Below are 18,116 nucleotides of genomic sequence, written 5' to 3'. Positions count from 1 at the left end.
ATGCCTCGCACTCCTGTCTACATTGTCTGTTCGCCACGTCCGCAGGTCGGCAAGACGCTGATCGCGCGGCAGCTCAGCGAATTTCTTCGTTTGCAGCGGGGCGATGTCCTCGCCTTTGACGTCAACCTGAAGGAGACGTCTCTGGTCGACTATCTGCCGCGTCTCACGGAGACCGCGGAGATCGACGATATGTTTGGCAAGATGGCGCTGATGGACCAGTTGATCGTCAATGACGGTCTCGCCAAGGTCGTCGACCTCGGTTACCCCTCCTTCGACGAATTCTTCGGGATGATCGAGGAAATCGGCTTCGTCAAGGAATCTGCGCGGAGCGGGGTGACGCCAGTTGTGCTGTTCATCGCCGACAGCGACCGTGTTTCCGCGCGCGGCTACCAGACACTGCGGGCAACGCTACCGTACAACGCCATCGTGACGGTCGATAATGAGTTCGTTCTGCGCGGAAAACTGCCCGAAACGTTCATGCAGAATTGGGTGATGCGCATCGCAGCGCTTCCTCCGTTTCTCACGACCTACATCGAACGGCTGACCTTCTCGTTCACCGAATATCTGCAAACGGAGACGGATTCTTCAACCGAGCTGCACCAGTGGATCCGCTGCAACTATTCCAGCCTTCGTGAGATCGAACGGCAACTGTCGCAACAGCGGTGAGCGATTCATTGCGTTCGCTGAGTTCAATGTCCGCCGAACGCCATCAGCGTCCGCACGGGGACATCCATCGCGCGTAGCTTGGCCGCGCCGCCGAGATCCGGCAGATCGATGATGAAGCAGGCCGCCACGACGTCAGCGCCGATCTGGCGCAACAGCTTCACCGCGCCCTCGGCTGTGCCGCCGGTGGCGATCAGATCATCCACCAAAATGACGCGCTCGCCCCTGGCGATGGCGTCGACGTGCATTTCCATTTCGTCCGTGCCGTATTCAAGCGTATAGGCCATGCGTACGGTCTGGTGCGGCAGCTTGCCCTTCTTGCGGATCGGCACAAAGCCTGCGGACACCTGATGCGCCACCGCGCCACCGAGGATAAAGCCCCGTGCCTCGATGCCGGCGACCTTGTCGATCTTCGAGCCGGCCCACGGATGCACGAGCTGATCGACGGCGCGACGGAACGCGCGTGCGTCGCCGAGAAGCGTGGTGATGTCCCGAAACATGACCCCTGGCTTGGGGTAATTCGGAATGGTGCGGACGGAGGCCTGCAAGTCATCTTCGAAGGTCATCGAATCTCTTTCGGAGAACAAATTTGGAGCGGCGCTTTGCCTTCGTCATTGCCGAGCATAGCCGTTCGAAGAACGGCGGCGCTTCGCTCGCCTATGATCCGGCAATCCATCCTTTTGAGGATCACGGTTGCAGGGGTCAAGCCCGCGCATGAGGCTCTTTCACGTCGTTGCGCTTCGCGCCCTCCCCATCCGGAACGCGTTCTCCACGATCCGCAAGCCGACCTCGCCGCCAAGCGACATCAGCGATTCGGGATGGAATTGCACGCCGCCCACCGGTAGCGATTTGTGCTCGATCGCCATCGGCACCCCGTCGTCGGTGCTCGCCGTCACCTCCAGCACGTCGGGCATGCCATCGCGCTCGACATAGAGCGAATGATAGCGGCCGATCACGATCTCATTTGGCAGGTTGCACATCAGCCGTCCGCCACGACTCTGCACGCGCGATGGTCTCCCATGCGCCGGCTGCGCCAGCTGGCCGAGACGGCCGCCAAAATATTCACCAATCCCCTGCAAGCCAAGACAGACGCCGAACACCGGCAGGTTCTTCTCTAGCGCCGTGCCGATGGTTCGGGCCATGCCGAAATCCTCAGGACGACCAGGTCCGGGCGACAGTACCAGCAGGTCATAGCTTTGCTTGTCGAGCATATCCTGCGCGTGGACATAGCGCACGACGCTGACGCGCGCGCCGACCTGCCGGAAGTAATCCGCCAGCATGTGTACGAAACTGTCGTCATGGTCGATCAGCAACACGCGTTTTCCGGAGCCGGTTGCGTCCGGCGCCACCGCCGAAAGCGACTTTGGCGCGTCGCCGCGTAGCGCCTGGAACAGCGCCGCGGCTTTGGTATGGCACTCGCGGTCTTCAAGTTCCGGCTTGCTGTCGAACAAGCAGGTCGCGCCGACGCGCACTTCCGCGAGGCCGTCTTTCATGCGGATGGTGCGGATGGTCAGGCCGGTGTTGATCGAGCCATCGAAGCCGACGACACCGAATGCGCCGGCGTACCAGCGCCGCGGCGAGCGTTCGTTGTCCTCAACGAACTGGATCGCCCACTTCTTCGGCGCGCCCGTCACTGTCACCGCCCATGCGTGGGTGAGGAACCCATCGAGCGCATCGAAGCCAGGCCGCAAAATGCCTTCGACATGATCGACAGTATGAAACAGCTTTGAATAGGTCTCGATCTGGCGGCGCGCGAGCACCTTGATCGTTCCCGGCATGCAGATGCGCGCCTTGTCGTTGCGATCGACGTCGGTGCACATGTTGAGCTCGAACTCGTCCTTCTCCGAGTTGAGCAACTCGCGGATCTGCTCGGCATCGCCGATGGCATCGGCGCCGCGCGCGATGGTCCCGGAAATCGGGCAGGTCTCGATGCGGCGACCGTCGCTGCGCACGAACATTTCCGGCGAGGCAGAGACTAGAAACTCGCCGTCTCCGAGGTTGACCAACCCGCCATAGGGCGACGGATTGATCCGGCACAGCCGCTGAAACACTTCGGCCGGTGAGCGCTCGCAGGGTTCGGCGAACAACTGTCCGGGCACCGCCTCGAACAGGTCGCCACGCGCAAACGCGGCGCGCGCGGTTTCCACCGTGGCCTGATATTCACCCGGGGCGTGATCGGTAAAACCCTGGCGCGGTGTTTTCGCATAAACGCTGTCAGGCGTATCGTGCGGGTGCTTTTCGGTGGAGCGGCCCTTCCATGCGAAATCGTAGGACAGTACGACGCCGCGGCCGGTGGCGCGATCATAAGCGAGCAGGCGGTCCGGGATAAATAGCACGATGTCGCGCTGATCGCCTTCACGCTCGCGTTTCTGCACCAGATCTTCCATCTGGAACACGAGGTCATAGGCGAACGCGCCGTACAGCCCGAGCATGGGATCTGCCGTCGACGCGAAAGCCGCCACCAGCGCCCGCACCAGCGACATCACGCTTGCGCGCCGGGTGCGTTGATCTTCCTCCACCGGAGCATCGCCGCGCACAATATGGCCAGCGATCCGGCAGGCAGTTTTTTCGGTGACGACCGCACAGGGTACGCTCAGGGTTTCACCAAGGAAAGCGATCAGCACCTCGCCGCGAACATTGGTGGCTTCGATGACAAAATTGAATCCCGTGGTTTCGATCTTGAGCGGCGGATCGGCAAAGCCAAGGTCGAAACTCTCATAACGGCCCGGCACCGTCGTACCGGACGACAGCACTACGCCGCGACGGCTGTCGAGCAGACCTATCAGGTCGTCGAGCCTGCTGCCGCCGGTAAAGTGTTCGATCGAACGGCTGATCGAGAGACCGCCGGCGGTCAGGTACTCGCTTTGCGCGGGGAGGGAAAAGACGGTCCTGTTCATGCAGTCCTCTTACGAGACTTGCGGAGAGTGCGCCACACAGGACAAACAAAAAAGGCCGTCGCTCTGCATGACGGCCTTCGACGATTAGAATTGAAGCAAAATCGCACCGGCCACCTTCAGAAGGTGGCCCACCAGAGACGGAACGGGCGGATGGCAGGATTCATGCCACGAAATCATCATTCCGGTGGTGCGATGTCAAGAGCGTTCACGGCCGGACTCGGACCGCATTGCCGCGATCAGCTCCGCCGCCATGGCGGTTGCGCCCCCAACAACGCGCGCTAGATTGACCTGACTCGACACCGGGAGAACATCATGACGTTCAAAGTCGTGAGCAATAGTTTCAAGGATGGCGACTACCTCGACAAGGATCATATCCTGTCGGCGGATTTCGGTTTCGGCTGCGCGGGCGGCAACCGATCACCGCACTTGCGCTGGAGCGGCGCGCCGGCAGGCACGAAGAGCTTCGTCGTAACCTGCTTTGATCCGGATGCGCCGACCGGCAGTGGCTTCTGGCATTGGGTCGTCATCAATATTCCGGCCTCGGTGACGGAGCTTGTGCTCGACGCCGGCAATCCCGGGAGCGGCAAGCTTCCCAATGGCGCGCTACAGACCCGCACCGATTTCGGCACAGCCGGTTACGGCGGCCCTTGCCCCCCTGAAGGCGATCATCCGCATCGCTATTTCTTCACCGTGTACGCGGTCGGAGGCAACATCAACGCCAATGCCGACACATCAGCGGCGGTAATCGGTTTCCAGCTTCATTTCAACACACTGGCGAAATCGGCGGTGATGGGTCTGTTCAAGCGCTGAGACGATACAAACGTTTAATGTCCCGCCGTCGCCTGCATCGGCATCAACTCAAAAAGGCTCCCGCGAGGGAGCCTTTTTGATGCGAAGAGTCTGCGCGTCATTCAATGCGCGTCGGCCCAGACCGCCTTCTTGGTGAAATAGAGCAGCCCGGCAAGGATGACCATGAAAATCATGACCTGAAACCCGATCCGCTTGCGCTCCTCGAGCTTCGGCTCGGCGGCCCACATCAGAAAAGCGGACACGTCCTTCGCATACTGATCGACCTTCTGCGGCGTCCCGTCGTCATAGGTGACCTGATCGTCCGCCAGCGGGTTCGGCATCTTCATAGCATGACCGGGGAAGTACTTATTGTAAGTCGACCCTTCCGGCATCGTGAACCCTTCCGGCGGGCTATCCTCGAAACCGGTCAGGATGGCATGGATATAGTTCGGGCCTTTTTCCTGAAACTGCGTGAAGGCATCGAAGATGAACTGAGGAAAGCCGCGTTCATAGCCGCGCGCCTTGGCCATCAGGGAAAGATCGGGCGGAGCCGCGCCGCCATTGGCTGCGCGAGCGGCGTTCTCATTGGGAAACGGCGACGGAAATTTGTCGGCGACCCGGCCTGGCCGCTCGAACATGTCGCCGGCATCGTTGGGGCCGTCCTTCACCTTGATTTCGGAGGCCAGCGCCTCGGCCTGGGCAACAGAGAAGCCCGGACCGCCCGGGTCCGTCAGGTTACGATAGTGCACGAGATTCATGGAGTGGCAGGCCGAGCAGACTTCCTTGTAGACCTTGTAGCCGCGCTGCAACTGGCCTTGGTCGAATTTTCCAAATGGGCCAGCGAACGACCAGCTCAACGACGGCGGAGTCGAGCCATGGTCGGCCGCCCTCACCTTCGAGCCGCTATCCAGCGCCAGCAGCCCGACAGCGCCGAACACCGCCAAGGCCGAAGCCACGACTTTTTTCTTTCCCAGCACGTCATCGGCGATCGAATTGGGTACAGTTCGCGGCTTCTCGATACGGCTCAGGATCGGCAGCACGATCAGGAAATAAGCGAAATAGCACACCGTAAGGATACGTCCGGCAACGACGTAGACGCCTTCCGGCGGCTTCGCGCCCAGATAACCAAGGCCGAGACAAACACCAACGAAGATCCAGAAAAACTGCTTGGCGAGAGGGCGATAACGCACCGAGCGGGTTTTGGCGGAATCGAGCCAGGGCAGGAAGGCCAGGATCAGGATAGCGCTGAACATCGCCACCACGCCTGCGAGCTTGTTCGGGATCGAGCGCAGGATCGCGTAGAACGGCAGATAGTACCATTCCGGCACGATATGCGCGGGCGTCACGCCCGGGTTGGCCGGGATGTAGTTGTCTGGATCGCCGAGATAATTCGGGATGTAGAAGATGAACCAGCAGTAGAACAGGATAAAGCAGGAAAGACCGAACCCGTCCTTGATGGTCGCGTAAGGCGTAAACGGCACCGTATCCTTCGCGGTCTTGGGCTCGACCCCGGCCGGATTGTTCTGACCGGCGACGTGCAGCGCCCAGACGTGCAGCACGACCACCCCGGCAATCACGAAAGGCAGGAGGTAGTGCAGCGAGAAAAAGCGGTTCAGCGTCGGATTACCGACCGAGTAGCCGCCCCATAGCAGCGTCACGATGCTTTCGCCGAAATAGGGAATGGCGGAAAATAGATTGGTAATGACGGTCGCGCCCCAGAAGCTCATCTGGCCCCACGGCAGCACGTAGCCCATGAAGCCGGTCGCCATCATCAGGAGGTAGATGATGACGCCGAGGATCCAGAGGATCTCGCGCGGTTCTTTGTAGGAGCCGTAATACAGACCGCGAAGCATGTGAATATAAACGGCGATGAAGAACATCGAGGCGCCGTTCGAATGAAGGTAACGCAGCAGCCAGCCGTAGTCGACATCGCGCACAATGGCTTCGACCGAGTTAAAAGCGAGGTCGGCGTGCGGCGTATAGTGCATCGCCAGGATGACGCCGGTGATGATCTGCACCCCGAGCATGAACGAGAGGATGCCGCCGAACGTCCACCAGTAGTTCAGGTTGCGCGGCGTCGGATAGGCGACGAACGAGGAATGGACGAGGCCGAAGATCGGCAAACGCCGCTCGATCCACTTGAGGACGGAATTTTGCGGCTGGAAGCTGGATGGTCCGCTCATGATGCGATCCTGAAGAATGAAGCGACGCGTTCGGTTCGGGGCTTTTCGGCCTTATCCGATCTTGATCTTGCTGTCGGAAATAAAGGCGTAAGGCGGAATGGCAAGATTGAGCGGCGCCGGCCCCTGGCGGATACGGCCTGAGGAATCGTACTGCGAACCATGGCACGGGCAGAAAAATCCGTCGTAGTTCCCTTCATGCGCAATCGGAATGCAGCCGAGATGGGTGCAGATGCCGATTACGACGAGCCACTGGTCATGGCCTTCCTTGACGCGCGCGGAATCCGGCTGCGGATCAGGCAGGCTCGCGACATTGACGTCGCGGGCTTCCTCGATCTGTTTCTTGGTGCGGTGCATGATGTAGATCGGCTTGCCGCGCCAGAACACCTTGATGTCTTGCCCATCGGCGATCGGAGCGAGATCGACCTCGATGGGGGCGCCGGCGGCGACCGTAGACGCATCCGGGTTAAGTTGGGCCACTAGCGGCCAGGCGACGGCCGCCGCGCCGACGGCGGCGACGGCGCCGGTTGCTACGAAAAGGAAATCACGGCGGCTTTGTCCTGCCGAAGACGATGTCGTCACGATTTCAACCCTTTCTTATCCGCTGCCCGTCTTGTTGCTATTGGTGTACCCCACTCCCAGGCGAGATACGTCTTTCGAGCGGCCGTTTTATTGGCACCCTCGCCGGATCAGCGCAAGTGCGCTATCCGTCACTCGTGCAGTGCACAAATCCGCCCATAGCCACGAAGCCATCTCGGAAAGCATTGAGCTCATGCGGGTCGCGCTCTTCCAACCTGATATACCGCAGAACACCGGGACAATTCTCCGTCTGTGTGCGTGCCTCAACGTCGAAGCCCATATCATCGAACCGGCCGGGTTTCCGGTCTCGGACCGGCATTTCCGTCGTGCGGGCATGGACTACCTCGACGAGGTCACCATTGTGCGCCACGATTCATGGCCAAAATTCAATCAATGGCGCGCCGAAGACGGCGGCCGGTTGGTGTTATTTACGACCAAGGGTGCACGCCCCTATCTGGACCATCGCTTTGCCGATACAGATATCTTGCTATTTGGACGTGAGAGCGCCGGGGTTCCGGATGCTGTTGCGGCGGCCGCGGATGCAACCCTGGTAATACCGGTCAGGCCCGGCCTGCGCTCGCTGAACGTCGCCATGGCGGCGGCTATGGCAGTGGGCGAGGCCTTGCGGCAGACGAGGTCGGCCGTAACGGGAAGGTCTTCGTGAGTTACGCGGTTAAGGAGATTTTTCTGACGCTGCAGGGCGAAGGTGCTCATGCCGGCAGGGCTGCGGTATTCTGTCGCTTCTCTGGCTGCAACCTTTGGAGCGGCCGCGAAAAAGACCGCGCGTCGGCCACCTGCCGGTTTTGCGACACTGATTTTGTGGGCACCGACGGAACGCTAGGCGGCCGCTACGATACTGCTGATGCGCTGGCGGAAACCATTGCCGCGCAATGGATCGGACTGGCCGCCCATCGCTACACCGTGTTGACCGGAGGCGAGCCGCTGTTGCAGGTTGACAAGGCATTCGTCGATGCGCTGCACGCCCGCGGCTTCGAAATCGGAATCGAGACCAACGGCACCATCGCGCCGCCCGACGGCATCGACTGGCTGTGCGTCAGCCCCAAGGCCGGCGCCGTTTTGCTGGTCACCAAGGGGCACGAACTCAAGCTCGTCTATCCACAAACCAATATCCGGCCCGAGGATTTCAAGGATCTCACCTTCGAACGGTTTTCTTTGCAGCCGATGGATGGGCCGGATGTGGCAGACAACACGGTGCGCGCCATCGACTATTGTCTGCGGCATCCGCAGTGGCGGCTCAGCTTGCAGACACACAAGACGATCGGAATAAGGTAGATGAATCCCTAACAGAATGAATAAATGCGTTCGTTGCAGGCCGCCCATCCACGTCGAAAACGGATGGACTGAAGGATCGCGCCCGGCGGAGCAAACTTGGATGAGAGGCAGTTTTCAGGAATGTGGGAGTTGACGAAATCATTCCGCTTCGAGGCCGCGCATTCGCTGCCGGGAACAACATTGGGCACCGCGAGCATGGAAATCCACGGCCATTCGTTCCGCGCCGAGGTGAGCGTCCGCGGCAAGCCTGATTCCGCGAGCGGAATGGTGCTCGATCTCGGCCTGCTCGAGCGCGGTATGGGCGAGGTCCAGAGCAAGCTCGATCATAAGCTCCTCAACAACGTCGAAGGACTCGGTCCGCCGACGCTGGAAAATCTGGCGCGTTTCATCTGGGATCATGTCCAGCACGCAGGATACGTGACACGCGTCAGCGTACATCGCGATAGTTGCGGCGAAAGCTGCACCTATTTCGGACCCGAAAGTTGAAACCCTCACTTGTCATTTCGAGCGCAGCGAAGCAATCCAGAATTAAAACCAGCGAAATTAGATTGCTTCGTTGCTTAAGCTCCTCGCAATGACAGAGTCTCTCAAGGAATATCCGATGGACGCCTCCCTGCTCGAGACCCGCAAGGCCCGCGCGCGATCTTGGTTTGAGCAGTTGCGCGACAATATCTGCTCGGCTTTTGAAAAGCTGGAAGACGACGCGCCCGCTTCGCTCTATCCCAGTAACGTGGGACGTTTCGTCCGCACGCCGTGGGAGCGTACCGACCACACCGGCCAACCCGGGGGCGGCGGCGTCATGTCGATGATGCACGGGCGGCTATTCGAGAAGGTCGGCGTGCACTGCTCGACCGTGCATGGCGAATTCGCGCCGGAGTTTCGTGCGCAGATTCCGGGGGCCGAGGCCGACCCCAAATTCTGGGCGTCGGGCATCTCGTTGATCGCCCACATGCGCAATCCGCATATTCCCGCCGTTCACATGAACACGCGCTTCGTGGTGACCACGAAAGCATGGTTCGGCGGCGGCGGCGACCTGACGCCGGTGCTGATGCGGCGGCGCACGCAGGAGGATGCCGACAGCCTCGCGTTTCACGCGGCGATGAAGTCCGCCTGCGACGCCCATGCCGACATCGCCGCATACGACAAATACAAGACCTGGTGCGATGAGTATTTCTATCTACCGCACCGCAAGGAATCCCGCGGGATCGGCGGCATCTTCTATGATTGGCATGACAGCGGCGACTGGGATGCCGACCTCGCCTTCACGCAGGATGTTGGGCGAGCGCTGCTCAAGGTCTATCCCGAGATCGTGCGTCGCAACTTCGGCACGCCGTGGACCGCGGCCGATCGCGAGGAACAGTTGATCCGACGCGGACGTTATGCTGAATTCAATCTTCTCTACGACCGCGGCACCATTTTCGGGCTGAAGACCGGAGGCAACGTCGAGTCGATCCTCTCGTCGATGCCTCCCGAGGTGAAATGGCCTTAGATCCGGTTGGACCGAACCAATTCAAAATCACGAACGAGAAGCCGGATGCGGGCGGAAAACCGCTATCCACTTTTCCCCATCCCGCTCTGGCGGAATATTGCCGCCCTCACAGCCGGTGATCGCGCGTGAACCGCGCGACGGTCTGATCGGCAATCGCCGAAAGTCGCGCGGAGTCGAGCGGGAAATCCTCTGCAAGCCAGGCATCTTCCGCGATCGCGAGAACGTGTCCGAGCGCCGGACCTTCCGCGATTCCGCGTCCCACGAAATCCTCGGCCTTCAAAGGGAAGGCCGGCGGCTGCCAGCGCTGCGGCAGGGTTGCGACGTTTAGCCACGGCGCCGGATCGGCGCCGAGGCCAGCCCGCGACCAGGCCTGCATCAGCCGGTCGCGGAAGCGCGGCGCCCCAAGCCGGTAGATTCGCCGCCGCGCGGTTGCTTCGTCCATGCTGCCCAGCCGCCACCAGCGATGGCCCATCGAATCCAGTTGTTTCGCCTCGGCATTGGAGAGCCGCAATCGCTGCGCAACCCGCCGCGCGTCTTCGGTAACCGATACCGCAAGCGCCGCGAGCCGGCGGATCGGATCCGGCGCAAGTTCCAGCGCACGCTCTGCCACGATCATCGCCGCGAGCGGACCGCGATACGCCACGCCGCCGAGAATGGTCAGCAGCAAGCCGCCGTCCTCCATCGCCACCAGCGCCTCCACGGCGCCCTCCGCGACCAGCAGCTTCAGTATCTCCGCCCGCATGCGTTCGGCCGACAGCGTGGCAAGTCCGGCGCGGCCGCGGATGCAGGCCAGATAGCCGTCCCGGTCGGGTCCGCCTCCACCATAGGCGGCATGGATCCGGAAAAAGCGGAGTATACGCAGGTAATCCTCCGCGATACGCCGATCCGGATCGCCGATAAAGCGCACCCGCTTAGCGGCGATGTCGTCGAGTCCGCCGACATGATCGTGCACTGTGCCATCGCTCTCGACGGACAGACCGTTGATGGTAAAATCGCGGCGTTCGGCATCGCGCGCCCAATCCCGGCCGAATGCAACCCTGGCCTTGCGACCGAAGGTTTCAATATCCTCACGCAGCGTCGTGACTTCGAACGGCCGGCCCTCGACCACCAGCGTGACGGTGCCATGCTCAACGCCGGTCGGAATACTCTTGATGCGAGCCGCGGCCGCGCGGCGCATGACTTCTTCGGGCAGCGCCGTGGTGGCCACGTCGATCTCGCCCACGGGCAGACCCAACAAGGCGTTGCGAACCGCGCCGCCGACGATCCGCGCTTCCTCGCCGTTTCCACTGAGCAGCGCCAGAACGCGTACCGCCGGACCTGATTTCAGCCAGCCCGCATCGCATAGCGAGCGGGCCGGGTTCACCTCTCGACTCCGGGCACAAGTTTGCCGTTCTCAAGATGCGCCGGAACATAGGTCGAATCCGGCGGCGAGCCCGAGAAATTCGCCAACAGAACGAAGCTGACGACAACCAGCGCCAGCGCCGCTAGCGAGAGCCTCACGACGATGTGCGGCGGCCATGAGGCGGCGATCATGAAGTCCACACGGTGGGCGATTAGATATGCCGCGTAGATCGCGAACGGAATCAGGAAGATTCCGAGTTCCATTAAAACTGGACGGATCATTTCAGATAGACTCGCTCGTACAGTACGCGCAGGATCCCGGCAGTTGCGCCCCAGATATTTCGTTCGGCGAACGGCATCTCGTAGAACGAGCGCGTTGTGCCGCGGAATTGCTTCCGGCCGAGTTTGTGATTGACAGGGTTCATCAGAAACGACAGCGGCACCTCGAATGCGTCGGCCACTTCATCCGTATTGATGCGAAGATCAAATCCGGGTTTCACGCGCGCCACCGTCGGCAGGATACGGAACCCGAAACTCGTGCCGTAAAGATCAAGATATCCAATCGGCTCCACAAAGTCGCGGGTCAGTCCGATTTCTTCCCACGCCTCGCGCAGCGCCGCATCGACCGGCGAGGCATCGGTCGCGTCGATCTTGCCGCCGGGAAACGCGATCTGGCCAGCGTGCTCGCTAAGATGAGCCGCGCGCTGCGTCAGCAGCACGGTCGGCTGCTCGCGCGCGACCACCGGGATCAGCACCGCCGCCGGCCGGATCGGCTTTTCCTGAGCGATCGTCCGGAGCACGGCATCATTGTCATGGTCACCGGTCAAAGGAACGATGCCGGCGTCTGTCAGCCCCGGCGGGATATCGAAACGCAACCGTGCCCGTGCGCGGTCGAAAAACGCCTCAGTGCCGACATCGGGGAACGCGACGCCTGTCTTCATCATCGGAACGTTCAACCTGCGTCCCTCACCTGCTCCGCATCCGCCATCGCGAAGAACTCACCGCCCGATTCGACCCCGAACATCATTTGACCATCGACCATCCGTTGCTCACCCATGTCAACAAGATCGTAATACAACGCCCTTGTCACTTTGGCCCAGAGACCGGCCCGAACGTGCAGATAAGGCTTCAATCCGCCGCCCTCCGAGCACTCGAAGCGCAGCCGGTGCTCAAAATTGCATGGCACCCAATCGCCGACATTGGTACGGAATCTCAGCAGGCGACCATTTTCGTCCCGATTCCCGATCATTTCGACGGCCAGAAACGGTGCGTCATCGACGCTGATGCCCACTTTCTCTACCGGAGTCACCAAAAAGTATTTGCCATCCTCGTGTTTCAAGATCGTGGAGAACAGACGCACCAGCGCAGGCCGGCCGATTGGCGTTCCCGTGTAATACCATGTGCCGTCGCCGCCGATTCGCATGTCCAGATCGCCGCAAAACGGCGGATTCCACAGATGGACTGGCGGCAATCCACTGCCGGGCGAGCCCGCGGCATCGCGCGCTGAGGCCGTCAGGCCATCCAGTGTCCGAGTAGCGGGCCGCCCTTGCTTCGCCATGGTTTACCCCGACGCTGGTCGCCTCTTCTGCCACAAAGGGGAACATCAACCCACTAGTGGAGCGGATTTGACATTCGCCACCCATCTGCCGCGGGCACCGAAATGCGAATGTCAAATCCAAAACTCCACTAGAAACCTATAGTTGCTAGTGGTCCTGCGATTCTAACGTTCGCAAAAACACCTGCTGAAACGGGATGCGAACGTTAGAATCGGACCACTCGTGTGGTGGTTCAGAAGTTCGCTTCATTCTCCCGGCAAGTCCGTCGAGCGAACTTCTGAACCCAAACCGCACTAGAATCATAAGGTTGCTAGTGCCCCTTTGATTCCGAAGTTCGGATTAGATGTCGCTGCAAGAACATACGAACTTCGGAATCGAGGCACTGGGCGCGGATCGGGCACCGAAATCGACGCGATTATTCGCCGCTTCGTGATGCCGCTCATAGCTCGAGAGACCAGATATTGTGGGAATAGTTTAGTTCAATGAATACATGCCGTTTGCGTATGTTTAACAGTTCATGGCGCGACGACGCAAATTGCGTAGCCTCGCGCAAGGAGTGACGGATGGCTATGGACTCGGACAAGAGTGTCGAGAAACTCGAAGACGTGATCGTCCGTTCGGCCGAGCAAGTCGCCGGGCAAATTCGCGCGGCGCGGGATGCGATTTCCACCGTCATCTTCGGTCAGGACCGGGTGATCGAAAACACGCTGGTGACCATCCTCTCCGGGGGGCATGCGCTTCTGATCGGCGTTCCCGGCCTTGCCAAGACCAAGCTCGTGGAGACGCTCGGCGTGACGCTCGGACTCGACGCCAATCGCGTCCAGTTCACGCCGGACCTGATGCCGTCGGACATCCTCGGCGCCGAGGTGCTGGACGAAAGCAGCATCGGCAAGCGTTCGTTCCGCTTCATTGCCGGACCGGTATTCGCACAGCTTTTGATGGCGGACGAAATCAACCGCGCCAGCCCGCGCACGCAATCAGCGCTGTTGCAGGCCATGCAGGAGCAGCACATCACCGTCGCCGGCGTGCGCCACGACCTGCCCAAACCCTTTCATGTGCTGGCGACGCAGAATCCGCTGGAGCAGGAAGGCACCTATCCGCTGCCGGAAGCGCAACTCGACCGCTTCCTGATGGAGATCGATGTCGACTATCCGGATCGCGACGCGGAACGCCGCATCCTGTTCGAGACCACCGGCGCCGAGGAGGCCCTGGCGAAAGCCGCGATGAACGCCGATGTCCTGCTCACAGCGCAACGGCTGGTGCGGCGGCTGCCGGTCGGCGACAGCGTGGTCGAAGCCATCCTGTCGCTGGTGCGCTCGGCGCGCCCCGGACCGGAGAGCGGCGAAATCGGAAAACTGATCGCGTGGGGACCGGGGCCGCGCGCCAGCCAGTCGCTGATGCTGGCCGTGCGCGCCCGCGCGCTGCTCGACGGACGTCTTGCGCCGTCGATTGACGACGTGCTCGACCTCGCCGAGCCGGTGCTCAAGCATCGCATGGCGCTGACCTTCACGGCCCGTGCCGAAGGTCGCACGATTTCCGATGTCATTAAACAACTTAAAACGCGGATCGGTTGATGGTCGCAGCAGCCGGGCACGTCAGGCAGGAAATCGAAGCAGTCAGACGTGCCGATGGTGAAAGCCGCACGCTGGCGGCGTCGCTGCCGCGTCTCGTGTTGGAAGCCCGTCGCATCGCCGCCAATGTGATTCACGGCCTGCACGGCCGCCGCCGCGCCGGTTCGGGTGAAAGCTTCTGGCAATACCGCCGTTTCGTCTCTGGCGAGCCGTCGCAGAACGTCGACTGGCGTCGCTCCGCGCGCGATGATCATCTCTACGTCCGCGAGCACGAGTGGGAGGCCGCGCACACCGTGTGGGTGTGGCCCGATCGTTCGGCGTCGATGGCCTTTGCCTCTCGAAATGCGCGCGACAGCAAGCTCGAGCGCGCTTTGATCGTCACCTTCGCACTGGCTGAATTGCTGGTGGCCGGCGGTGAACGCGTCGGCGTTCCCGGGCTGATAAATCCGACCGCGAACCGCAACGTCATCGACCGAATAGCCCAGGCGATGCTCCATGACGATCTCGCGCGCGCCAGTCTGCCGCCGTCGTTCGTGCCATCGGCCCGGTCGGAGATCGTGGTGCTGTCGGACTTCTGGTCACCGATCGCCGATATCCGGACCATGCTGGCCGGATTGTCGGCTTCCGGGGCGCACGGCACGCTGCTACAGGTCGTCGACCCCGCCGAGGAGACATTCCCCTATTCGGGGCGCGTCGAATTCGTCGAACCCGAGGATGGGCGGGCCATCACTGCGGGCCGCGCCGAACGATGGGCTAGAGACTACGTCGCGCGCGTGGCGCTGCATCGCGACCAGATCCGCGCGGAAACCAGAGCGCTCGACTGGCTGTTCTCTACCCACACCACCGACCGGTCCGCCGCGGACCTGCTGTTGTTCCTCCACGGCGGCATGATGGCGAGTAGGGGAAGCGGCGTCATCGCGGCCAAAGCGGGGCCCACCGCATGATGTCGGCGCTTCCGCTGTCATTCCTGCAACCGCTGATGCTGCTCGGCCTGCTCAGCCTGCCGCTTCTATGGTGGCTGCTTCGTGTGATGCCGCCGCGCCCGCGGCGCATCGATTTTCCGCCGACACGACTGCTGTTCGATATCGCACCGAAGGAAGAAACGCCTTCGCGCACGCCGTGGTGGCTGACGGCATTGCGGCTTGCGGCGGCGGCGCTGGTGATTTTCGCAGCCGCTAGCCCGGTGTGGAATCCCAACAACGGACCGGCCCGCAGCACCGGGCCGTTGACGATCCTGCTCGACGACGGCTGGAGCGCCGCATCGAGCTGGGAGATGCGGATCAAGGCGGCGGATCAACTGATCACTGAGGCCGACAGCAACCGGCGGGGCGTTGCTATCGTGCCCTTATCGGACCCGGCGCAAGGCATCACGCTGACGCCTGCCGGAACCGCGCGCGTCACGCTGCGGCAGCTTGCTCCGAAGCCGTTCGCGGTCGACCGCGTTGAAACGCTGCCGGCGCTTAAACGCTTCCTGAACGCGACGGGTGACAGCGATATCGCGTGGCTGACCGATGGCATCGACAGCGGGCGTGGGACGGAATTCGTCGACGGACTTCGCGAGGTGATCGGCGACCGTTCCCTCACCATCGTCGAAGGCGGCACGCTGCCCGCCCGTGCGCTGACCGCGGCGGAAAATGCCGCGGCCCGGATGACCGTGAAGGTGCTGCGCGCTAACGCGAACGGCCCGGCCGCCGGGGTTGTCCGTGCGCTCGACCAGAAAGGGGCGCCGATCGGCGAGACGCAATATGCGTTTGCGCCTCAGGATCGCGAAACGGAAGCTGCGTTCGACCTGCCGCTGGAGTTGCGCAACGATATCGCCCGGCTGGAGATCGCGGGGGAGCGATCAGCGGGCGCGGTGCAATTGCTCGACAAGCGCTGGCGCCGACGCGCCATCGGCGTGGTCAGCGGATCGAGCACCGAGAGGGCGCAGCCGTTGCTTGCATCGACTTTCTACCTGAGCCGCGCGCTGGCGCCGTTCGCCGATGTCCGGCTCGGCGACAAAGGAGCCCCGCAGCAGATCATCACCCAATTTCTGGATCAGAAGCTGTCAATGATCGTAATGGCCGACGTTGGAGCGCTGTCCCTGGAACTGCGCCATCGGATCGACGATTGGATCAAACATGGCGGCGTGCTGGTGCGGTTCGCGGGGCCGCGCCTGGCGCAGGCAGACGACGATCTGGTCCCCGTAAAATTGCGGCACGGCGGCCGCAGCCTCGGTGGCAGCATGACCTGGGAAAACCCGCAGCATCTCGCCGCCTTCGCCGCGGACGGACCGTTCGCGGCGCTTCCGGTGCCGAATGACGTAACCGTCAACCGGCAGGTGCTCGCCGAACCGGATGCGACGCTGGCGGCCAAGAGCTGGGCCTCCCTCGTCGACGGAACGCCGCTGGTGACCGGCGAGCGCCGCGGCAAAGGCCTGCTGGCGCTATTCCACATCAGCGCCGACATGCGCTGGTCCGATCTGCCGATGTCCGGCACTTTCGTCGAGATGCTGCGGCGTATCGTGGATGTTTCCGGCTACACCGCAAACACAGGCAGAACCGCAAACGCTGATGCCAAGGCGGAAACCGTCGCGCCGCTGCGGACGCTCGACGGTTTCGGCACGTTCGGACCCCCGCCCGCTTCCGTCAAACCCTTGCGGGCCGACTATCGCGGCCGCGGCACCATTGAGCATCCACCGGGGTTCTACGGCCCCGCCGACGGGCCGATTGCTGTCAACACGCTGGCGGCAACCGACCGGATCGTGCCGCTCGACACTTCGAACCTGACGGCGCGACGGGCGAGTTTCACCAACACCGAACCGCATGATCTGCGAGGTATCCTGCTGTCCTCGGCGCTCGCGCTGTTTCTGGCCGACGCCGTCATCGTGGCGCTGCTTGGCGGCGGCATGGCCATGCTGCTGCGTCGCCGCGCGGCTCAAGCGGCGCGGGTCGTCGCGCTTGCTCTGACGACGATGGCGATGGCGCCTTCACTTTCACGCGCCGACAGCGCCAGCGATGAGTTTGCCACGAAGGCCACCTCCCAGACCCGGCTCGCCTATGTCGTGACCGGCAACCCGGAGGTCGACTCCATCGTCAAGGCCGGGATGAGCGGGCTTACATTGTTTCTGGCGCAACGCACAGCGCTTGAAGCCGGCGATCCGGTCGGCGTCGATCCGGCGCGCGACGAACTGGCATTCTTCCCGCTGATATACTGGCCCATCGTGCCGGGCGCGCCGAAGCCGCCGCAAAACGCTCTCGATAAGATCGACGCCTACATGAAGCAGGGCGGCACCATTCTATTCGACACCCGAGACGCGATCGATGCGCTGCCGGGGCCGGATGGCGAATCCCGAACGCCTGGGATGCAACAACTGCGCGTCATCCTGACGTCGCTCGACATCCCCGAGCTCGAGCCGGTGCCGCACGAGCATGTGCTGGCCAAGACGTTCTATCTTCTGCACGATTTTCCAGGCCGCTTCACCACCGGCCAGACCTGGGTCGAGGCCCTGCCGCGCAATGAGGATGACGAAGCGGGCTCACGGCCGGCACGCGGCGGCGACGGCGTTTCGCCGATCATCATCACCTCGAACGATCTCGCGGGCGCCTGGGCCATGCGTCCCGACGGCCAACCGATGCTGCCGCTCTCGCCGGGCGAGCCGCGTCAGCGCGAATTCGCGTTCCGTGCCGGGGTCAACATCGTGATGTATACGCTGACCGGCAACTACAAGGCCGATCAGGTTCATGCTCCCGCGCTAATCGAACGGCTGGGGCAATAGG

The 18,116-nt window shown here is 62.1% G+C and carries 17 protein-coding genes; 9 read left to right on the top strand and 8 right to left on the bottom strand.

Annotated features, from left to right (window positions below; all coding sequences use genetic code 11):
• Entirely contained in the window at positions 1-666 is a 666-nt protein-coding gene (locus ACZ5IL_RS06135) for a hypothetical protein (protein ID WP_464595783.1), read from the top strand.
• Positions 667-689: 23 nt separating this feature from the next.
• On the opposite strand, the gene ACZ5IL_RS06130 is transcribed toward ACZ5IL_RS06135, so the two are convergent.
• Together ACZ5IL_RS06130 and ACZ5IL_RS06125 are read right to left on the bottom strand one after the other, a co-directional pair.
• The gene (locus ACZ5IL_RS06130; RefSeq protein ID WP_464595781.1) at positions 690-1,229 is read right to left on the bottom strand and encodes an adenine phosphoribosyltransferase; all 540 of its coding nucleotides are present in this window, start codon (positions 1,227-1,229) and stop codon (positions 690-692) included.
• Between the two features lie 159 nt (positions 1,230-1,388).
• Complete coding sequence (locus ACZ5IL_RS06125; RefSeq protein WP_464595780.1) at positions 1,389-3,560, bottom strand: anthranilate synthase component I; 2,172 nt, start codon at positions 3,558-3,560, stop codon at positions 1,389-1,391.
• A 312-nt stretch (positions 3,561-3,872) separates the two neighbouring features.
• Here ACZ5IL_RS06125 and ACZ5IL_RS06120 point away from each other — a divergent pair, with 312 nt between their 5' ends.
• A complete protein-coding gene (locus ACZ5IL_RS06120; protein WP_464595778.1) occupies positions 3,873-4,370 on the top strand; it encodes a YbhB/YbcL family Raf kinase inhibitor-like protein in 498 nt (165 codons plus the stop codon).
• Positions 4,371-4,471: 101 nt separating this feature from the next.
• On the opposite strand, the gene ACZ5IL_RS06115 is transcribed toward ACZ5IL_RS06120, so the two are convergent.
• Together ACZ5IL_RS06115 and petA are read right to left on the bottom strand one after the other, a co-directional pair.
• Entirely contained in the window at positions 4,472-6,532 is a 2,061-nt protein-coding gene (locus tag ACZ5IL_RS06115; RefSeq protein WP_464595776.1) for a cytochrome c1, read from the bottom strand.
• Between the two features lie 51 nt (positions 6,533-6,583).
• Complete coding sequence (gene petA / locus ACZ5IL_RS06110) at positions 6,584-7,111, bottom strand: ubiquinol-cytochrome c reductase iron-sulfur subunit (protein ID WP_079447625.1); 528 nt, start codon at positions 7,109-7,111, stop codon at positions 6,584-6,586.
• A gap of 190 nt (positions 7,112-7,301) precedes the next feature.
• On the opposite strand from petA, the gene ACZ5IL_RS06105 reads away from it, so the two are divergent.
• The 4 genes from ACZ5IL_RS06105 to hemF all read left to right on the top strand — a co-directional run bounded on the left by ACZ5IL_RS06105 (position 7,302) and on the right by hemF (position 9,890).
• Complete coding sequence (locus tag ACZ5IL_RS06105) at positions 7,302-7,772, top strand: tRNA (cytidine(34)-2'-O)-methyltransferase (protein WP_464595775.1); 471 nt, start codon at positions 7,302-7,304, stop codon at positions 7,770-7,772.
• On the top strand, positions 7,769-8,401 hold the full coding sequence (gene queE, locus ACZ5IL_RS06100) for a 7-carboxy-7-deazaguanine synthase (RefSeq protein ID WP_464595773.1): 633 nt from the start codon (positions 7,769-7,771) through the stop codon (positions 8,399-8,401). The genes ACZ5IL_RS06105 and queE overlap by 4 nt, the downstream gene beginning before the upstream one ends.
• Before the next feature lie 120 nt (positions 8,402-8,521).
• Positions 8,522-8,887, top strand: coding sequence for a 6-pyruvoyl trahydropterin synthase family protein (locus tag ACZ5IL_RS06095; protein ID WP_464595772.1), 366 nt, complete (start codon positions 8,522-8,524; stop codon positions 8,885-8,887).
• 115 nt (positions 8,888-9,002) lie between these two features.
• On the top strand, positions 9,003-9,890 hold the full coding sequence (hemF, locus tag ACZ5IL_RS06090; protein ID WP_464596844.1) for an oxygen-dependent coproporphyrinogen oxidase: 888 nt from the start codon (positions 9,003-9,005) through the stop codon (positions 9,888-9,890).
• A gap of 106 nt (positions 9,891-9,996) precedes the next feature.
• On the opposite strand, the gene ACZ5IL_RS06085 is transcribed toward hemF, so the two are convergent.
• From ACZ5IL_RS06085 to ACZ5IL_RS06070, 4 genes are read right to left on the bottom strand one after another with little or no spacing between them, the layout of a single operon-like run.
• Positions 9,997-11,253, bottom strand: coding sequence for a CCA tRNA nucleotidyltransferase (locus ACZ5IL_RS06085; RefSeq protein WP_464595770.1), 1,257 nt, complete (start codon positions 11,251-11,253; stop codon positions 9,997-9,999).
• The gene (locus ACZ5IL_RS06080) at positions 11,250-11,513 is read right to left on the bottom strand and encodes a DUF6111 family protein (protein ID WP_079447629.1); all 264 of its coding nucleotides are present in this window, start codon (positions 11,511-11,513) and stop codon (positions 11,250-11,252) included. Before ACZ5IL_RS06080 ends, ACZ5IL_RS06085 begins: the two co-directional genes overlap by 4 nt.
• Complete coding sequence (locus ACZ5IL_RS06075; RefSeq protein ID WP_464596842.1) at positions 11,510-12,175, bottom strand: CoA pyrophosphatase; 666 nt, start codon at positions 12,173-12,175, stop codon at positions 11,510-11,512. The genes ACZ5IL_RS06080 and ACZ5IL_RS06075 overlap by 4 nt, the downstream gene beginning before the upstream one ends.
• Positions 12,176-12,183: 8 nt before the next feature.
• Positions 12,184-12,789 carry a DUF1285 domain-containing protein gene (locus ACZ5IL_RS06070; RefSeq protein ID WP_464595768.1) on the bottom strand — a complete coding sequence of 202 codons (606 nt, stop codon included), beginning with the start codon at positions 12,787-12,789 and terminating at the stop codon, positions 12,184-12,186.
• 567 nt (positions 12,790-13,356) lie between these two features.
• Here ACZ5IL_RS06070 and ACZ5IL_RS06065 point away from each other — a divergent pair.
• Genes ACZ5IL_RS06065 through ACZ5IL_RS06055 form a run of 3 tightly spaced genes read left to right on the top strand, consistent with a single transcriptional unit; the run spans position 13,357 to position 18,115 of the window.
• The gene (locus ACZ5IL_RS06065; RefSeq protein ID WP_464596841.1) at positions 13,357-14,361 is read left to right on the top strand and encodes an AAA family ATPase; all 1,005 of its coding nucleotides are present in this window, start codon (positions 13,357-13,359) and stop codon (positions 14,359-14,361) included.
• A complete protein-coding gene (locus ACZ5IL_RS06060; RefSeq protein ID WP_464595766.1) occupies positions 14,361-15,302 on the top strand; it encodes a DUF58 domain-containing protein in 942 nt (313 codons plus the stop codon). The genes ACZ5IL_RS06065 and ACZ5IL_RS06060 overlap by 1 nt, the downstream gene beginning before the upstream one ends.
• A complete protein-coding gene (locus ACZ5IL_RS06055) occupies positions 15,302-18,115 on the top strand; it encodes a DUF4159 domain-containing protein (RefSeq protein WP_464596840.1) in 2,814 nt (937 codons plus the stop codon). Before ACZ5IL_RS06060 ends, ACZ5IL_RS06055 begins: the two co-directional genes overlap by 1 nt.
• Position 18,116: the final 1 nt, after the last annotated feature.

It is taken from the genome of Nitrobacter sp. CN101, from assembly GCF_055390255.1.
The sequence above is the reverse complement of the archived record's forward strand: the minus strand, read 5'-3'. Positions and strand labels throughout refer to the sequence as shown.

What these genes read in the sequence shown, in the direction of transcription:
- ACZ5IL_RS06135 (WP_464595783.1), top strand. Translation starts at nt 1, where the DNA reads ATGCCTCGCACTCCTGTCTACATTGTCTGTTCGCCACGTCCGCAGGTC.
- ACZ5IL_RS06130 (WP_464595781.1), bottom strand. Translation starts at nt 1,229, where the DNA reads ATGACCTTCGAAGATGACTTGCAGGCCTCCGTCCGCACCATTCCGAAT.
- ACZ5IL_RS06125 (WP_464595780.1), bottom strand. Translation starts at nt 3,560, where the DNA reads ATGAACAGGACCGTCTTTTCCCTCCCCGCGCAAAGCGAGTACCTGACC.
- ACZ5IL_RS06120 (WP_464595778.1), top strand. Translation starts at nt 3,873, where the DNA reads ATGACGTTCAAAGTCGTGAGCAATAGTTTCAAGGATGGCGACTACCTC.
- ACZ5IL_RS06115 (WP_464595776.1), bottom strand. Translation starts at nt 6,532, where the DNA reads ATGAGCGGACCATCCAGCTTCCAGCCGCAAAATTCCGTCCTCAAGTGG.
- ACZ5IL_RS06105 (WP_464595775.1), top strand. Translation starts at nt 7,302, where the DNA reads ATGCGGGTCGCGCTCTTCCAACCTGATATACCGCAGAACACCGGGACA.
- ACZ5IL_RS06095 (WP_464595772.1), top strand. Translation starts at nt 8,522, where the DNA reads ATGTGGGAGTTGACGAAATCATTCCGCTTCGAGGCCGCGCATTCGCTG.
- hemF (WP_464596844.1), top strand. Translation starts at nt 9,003, where the DNA reads ATGGACGCCTCCCTGCTCGAGACCCGCAAGGCCCGCGCGCGATCTTGG.
- ACZ5IL_RS06080 (WP_079447629.1), bottom strand. Translation starts at nt 11,513, where the DNA reads ATGATCCGTCCAGTTTTAATGGAACTCGGAATCTTCCTGATTCCGTTC.
- ACZ5IL_RS06075 (WP_464596842.1), bottom strand. Translation starts at nt 12,175, where the DNA reads ATGATGAAGACAGGCGTCGCGTTCCCCGATGTCGGCACTGAGGCGTTT.
- ACZ5IL_RS06070 (WP_464595768.1), bottom strand. Translation starts at nt 12,789, where the DNA reads ATGGCGAAGCAAGGGCGGCCCGCTACTCGGACACTGGATGGCCTGACG.
- ACZ5IL_RS06065 (WP_464596841.1), top strand. Translation starts at nt 13,357, where the DNA reads ATGGACTCGGACAAGAGTGTCGAGAAACTCGAAGACGTGATCGTCCGT.
- ACZ5IL_RS06060 (WP_464595766.1), top strand. Translation starts at nt 14,361, where the DNA reads ATGGTCGCAGCAGCCGGGCACGTCAGGCAGGAAATCGAAGCAGTCAGA.
- ACZ5IL_RS06055 (WP_464596840.1), top strand. Translation starts at nt 15,302, where the DNA reads ATGTCGGCGCTTCCGCTGTCATTCCTGCAACCGCTGATGCTGCTCGGC.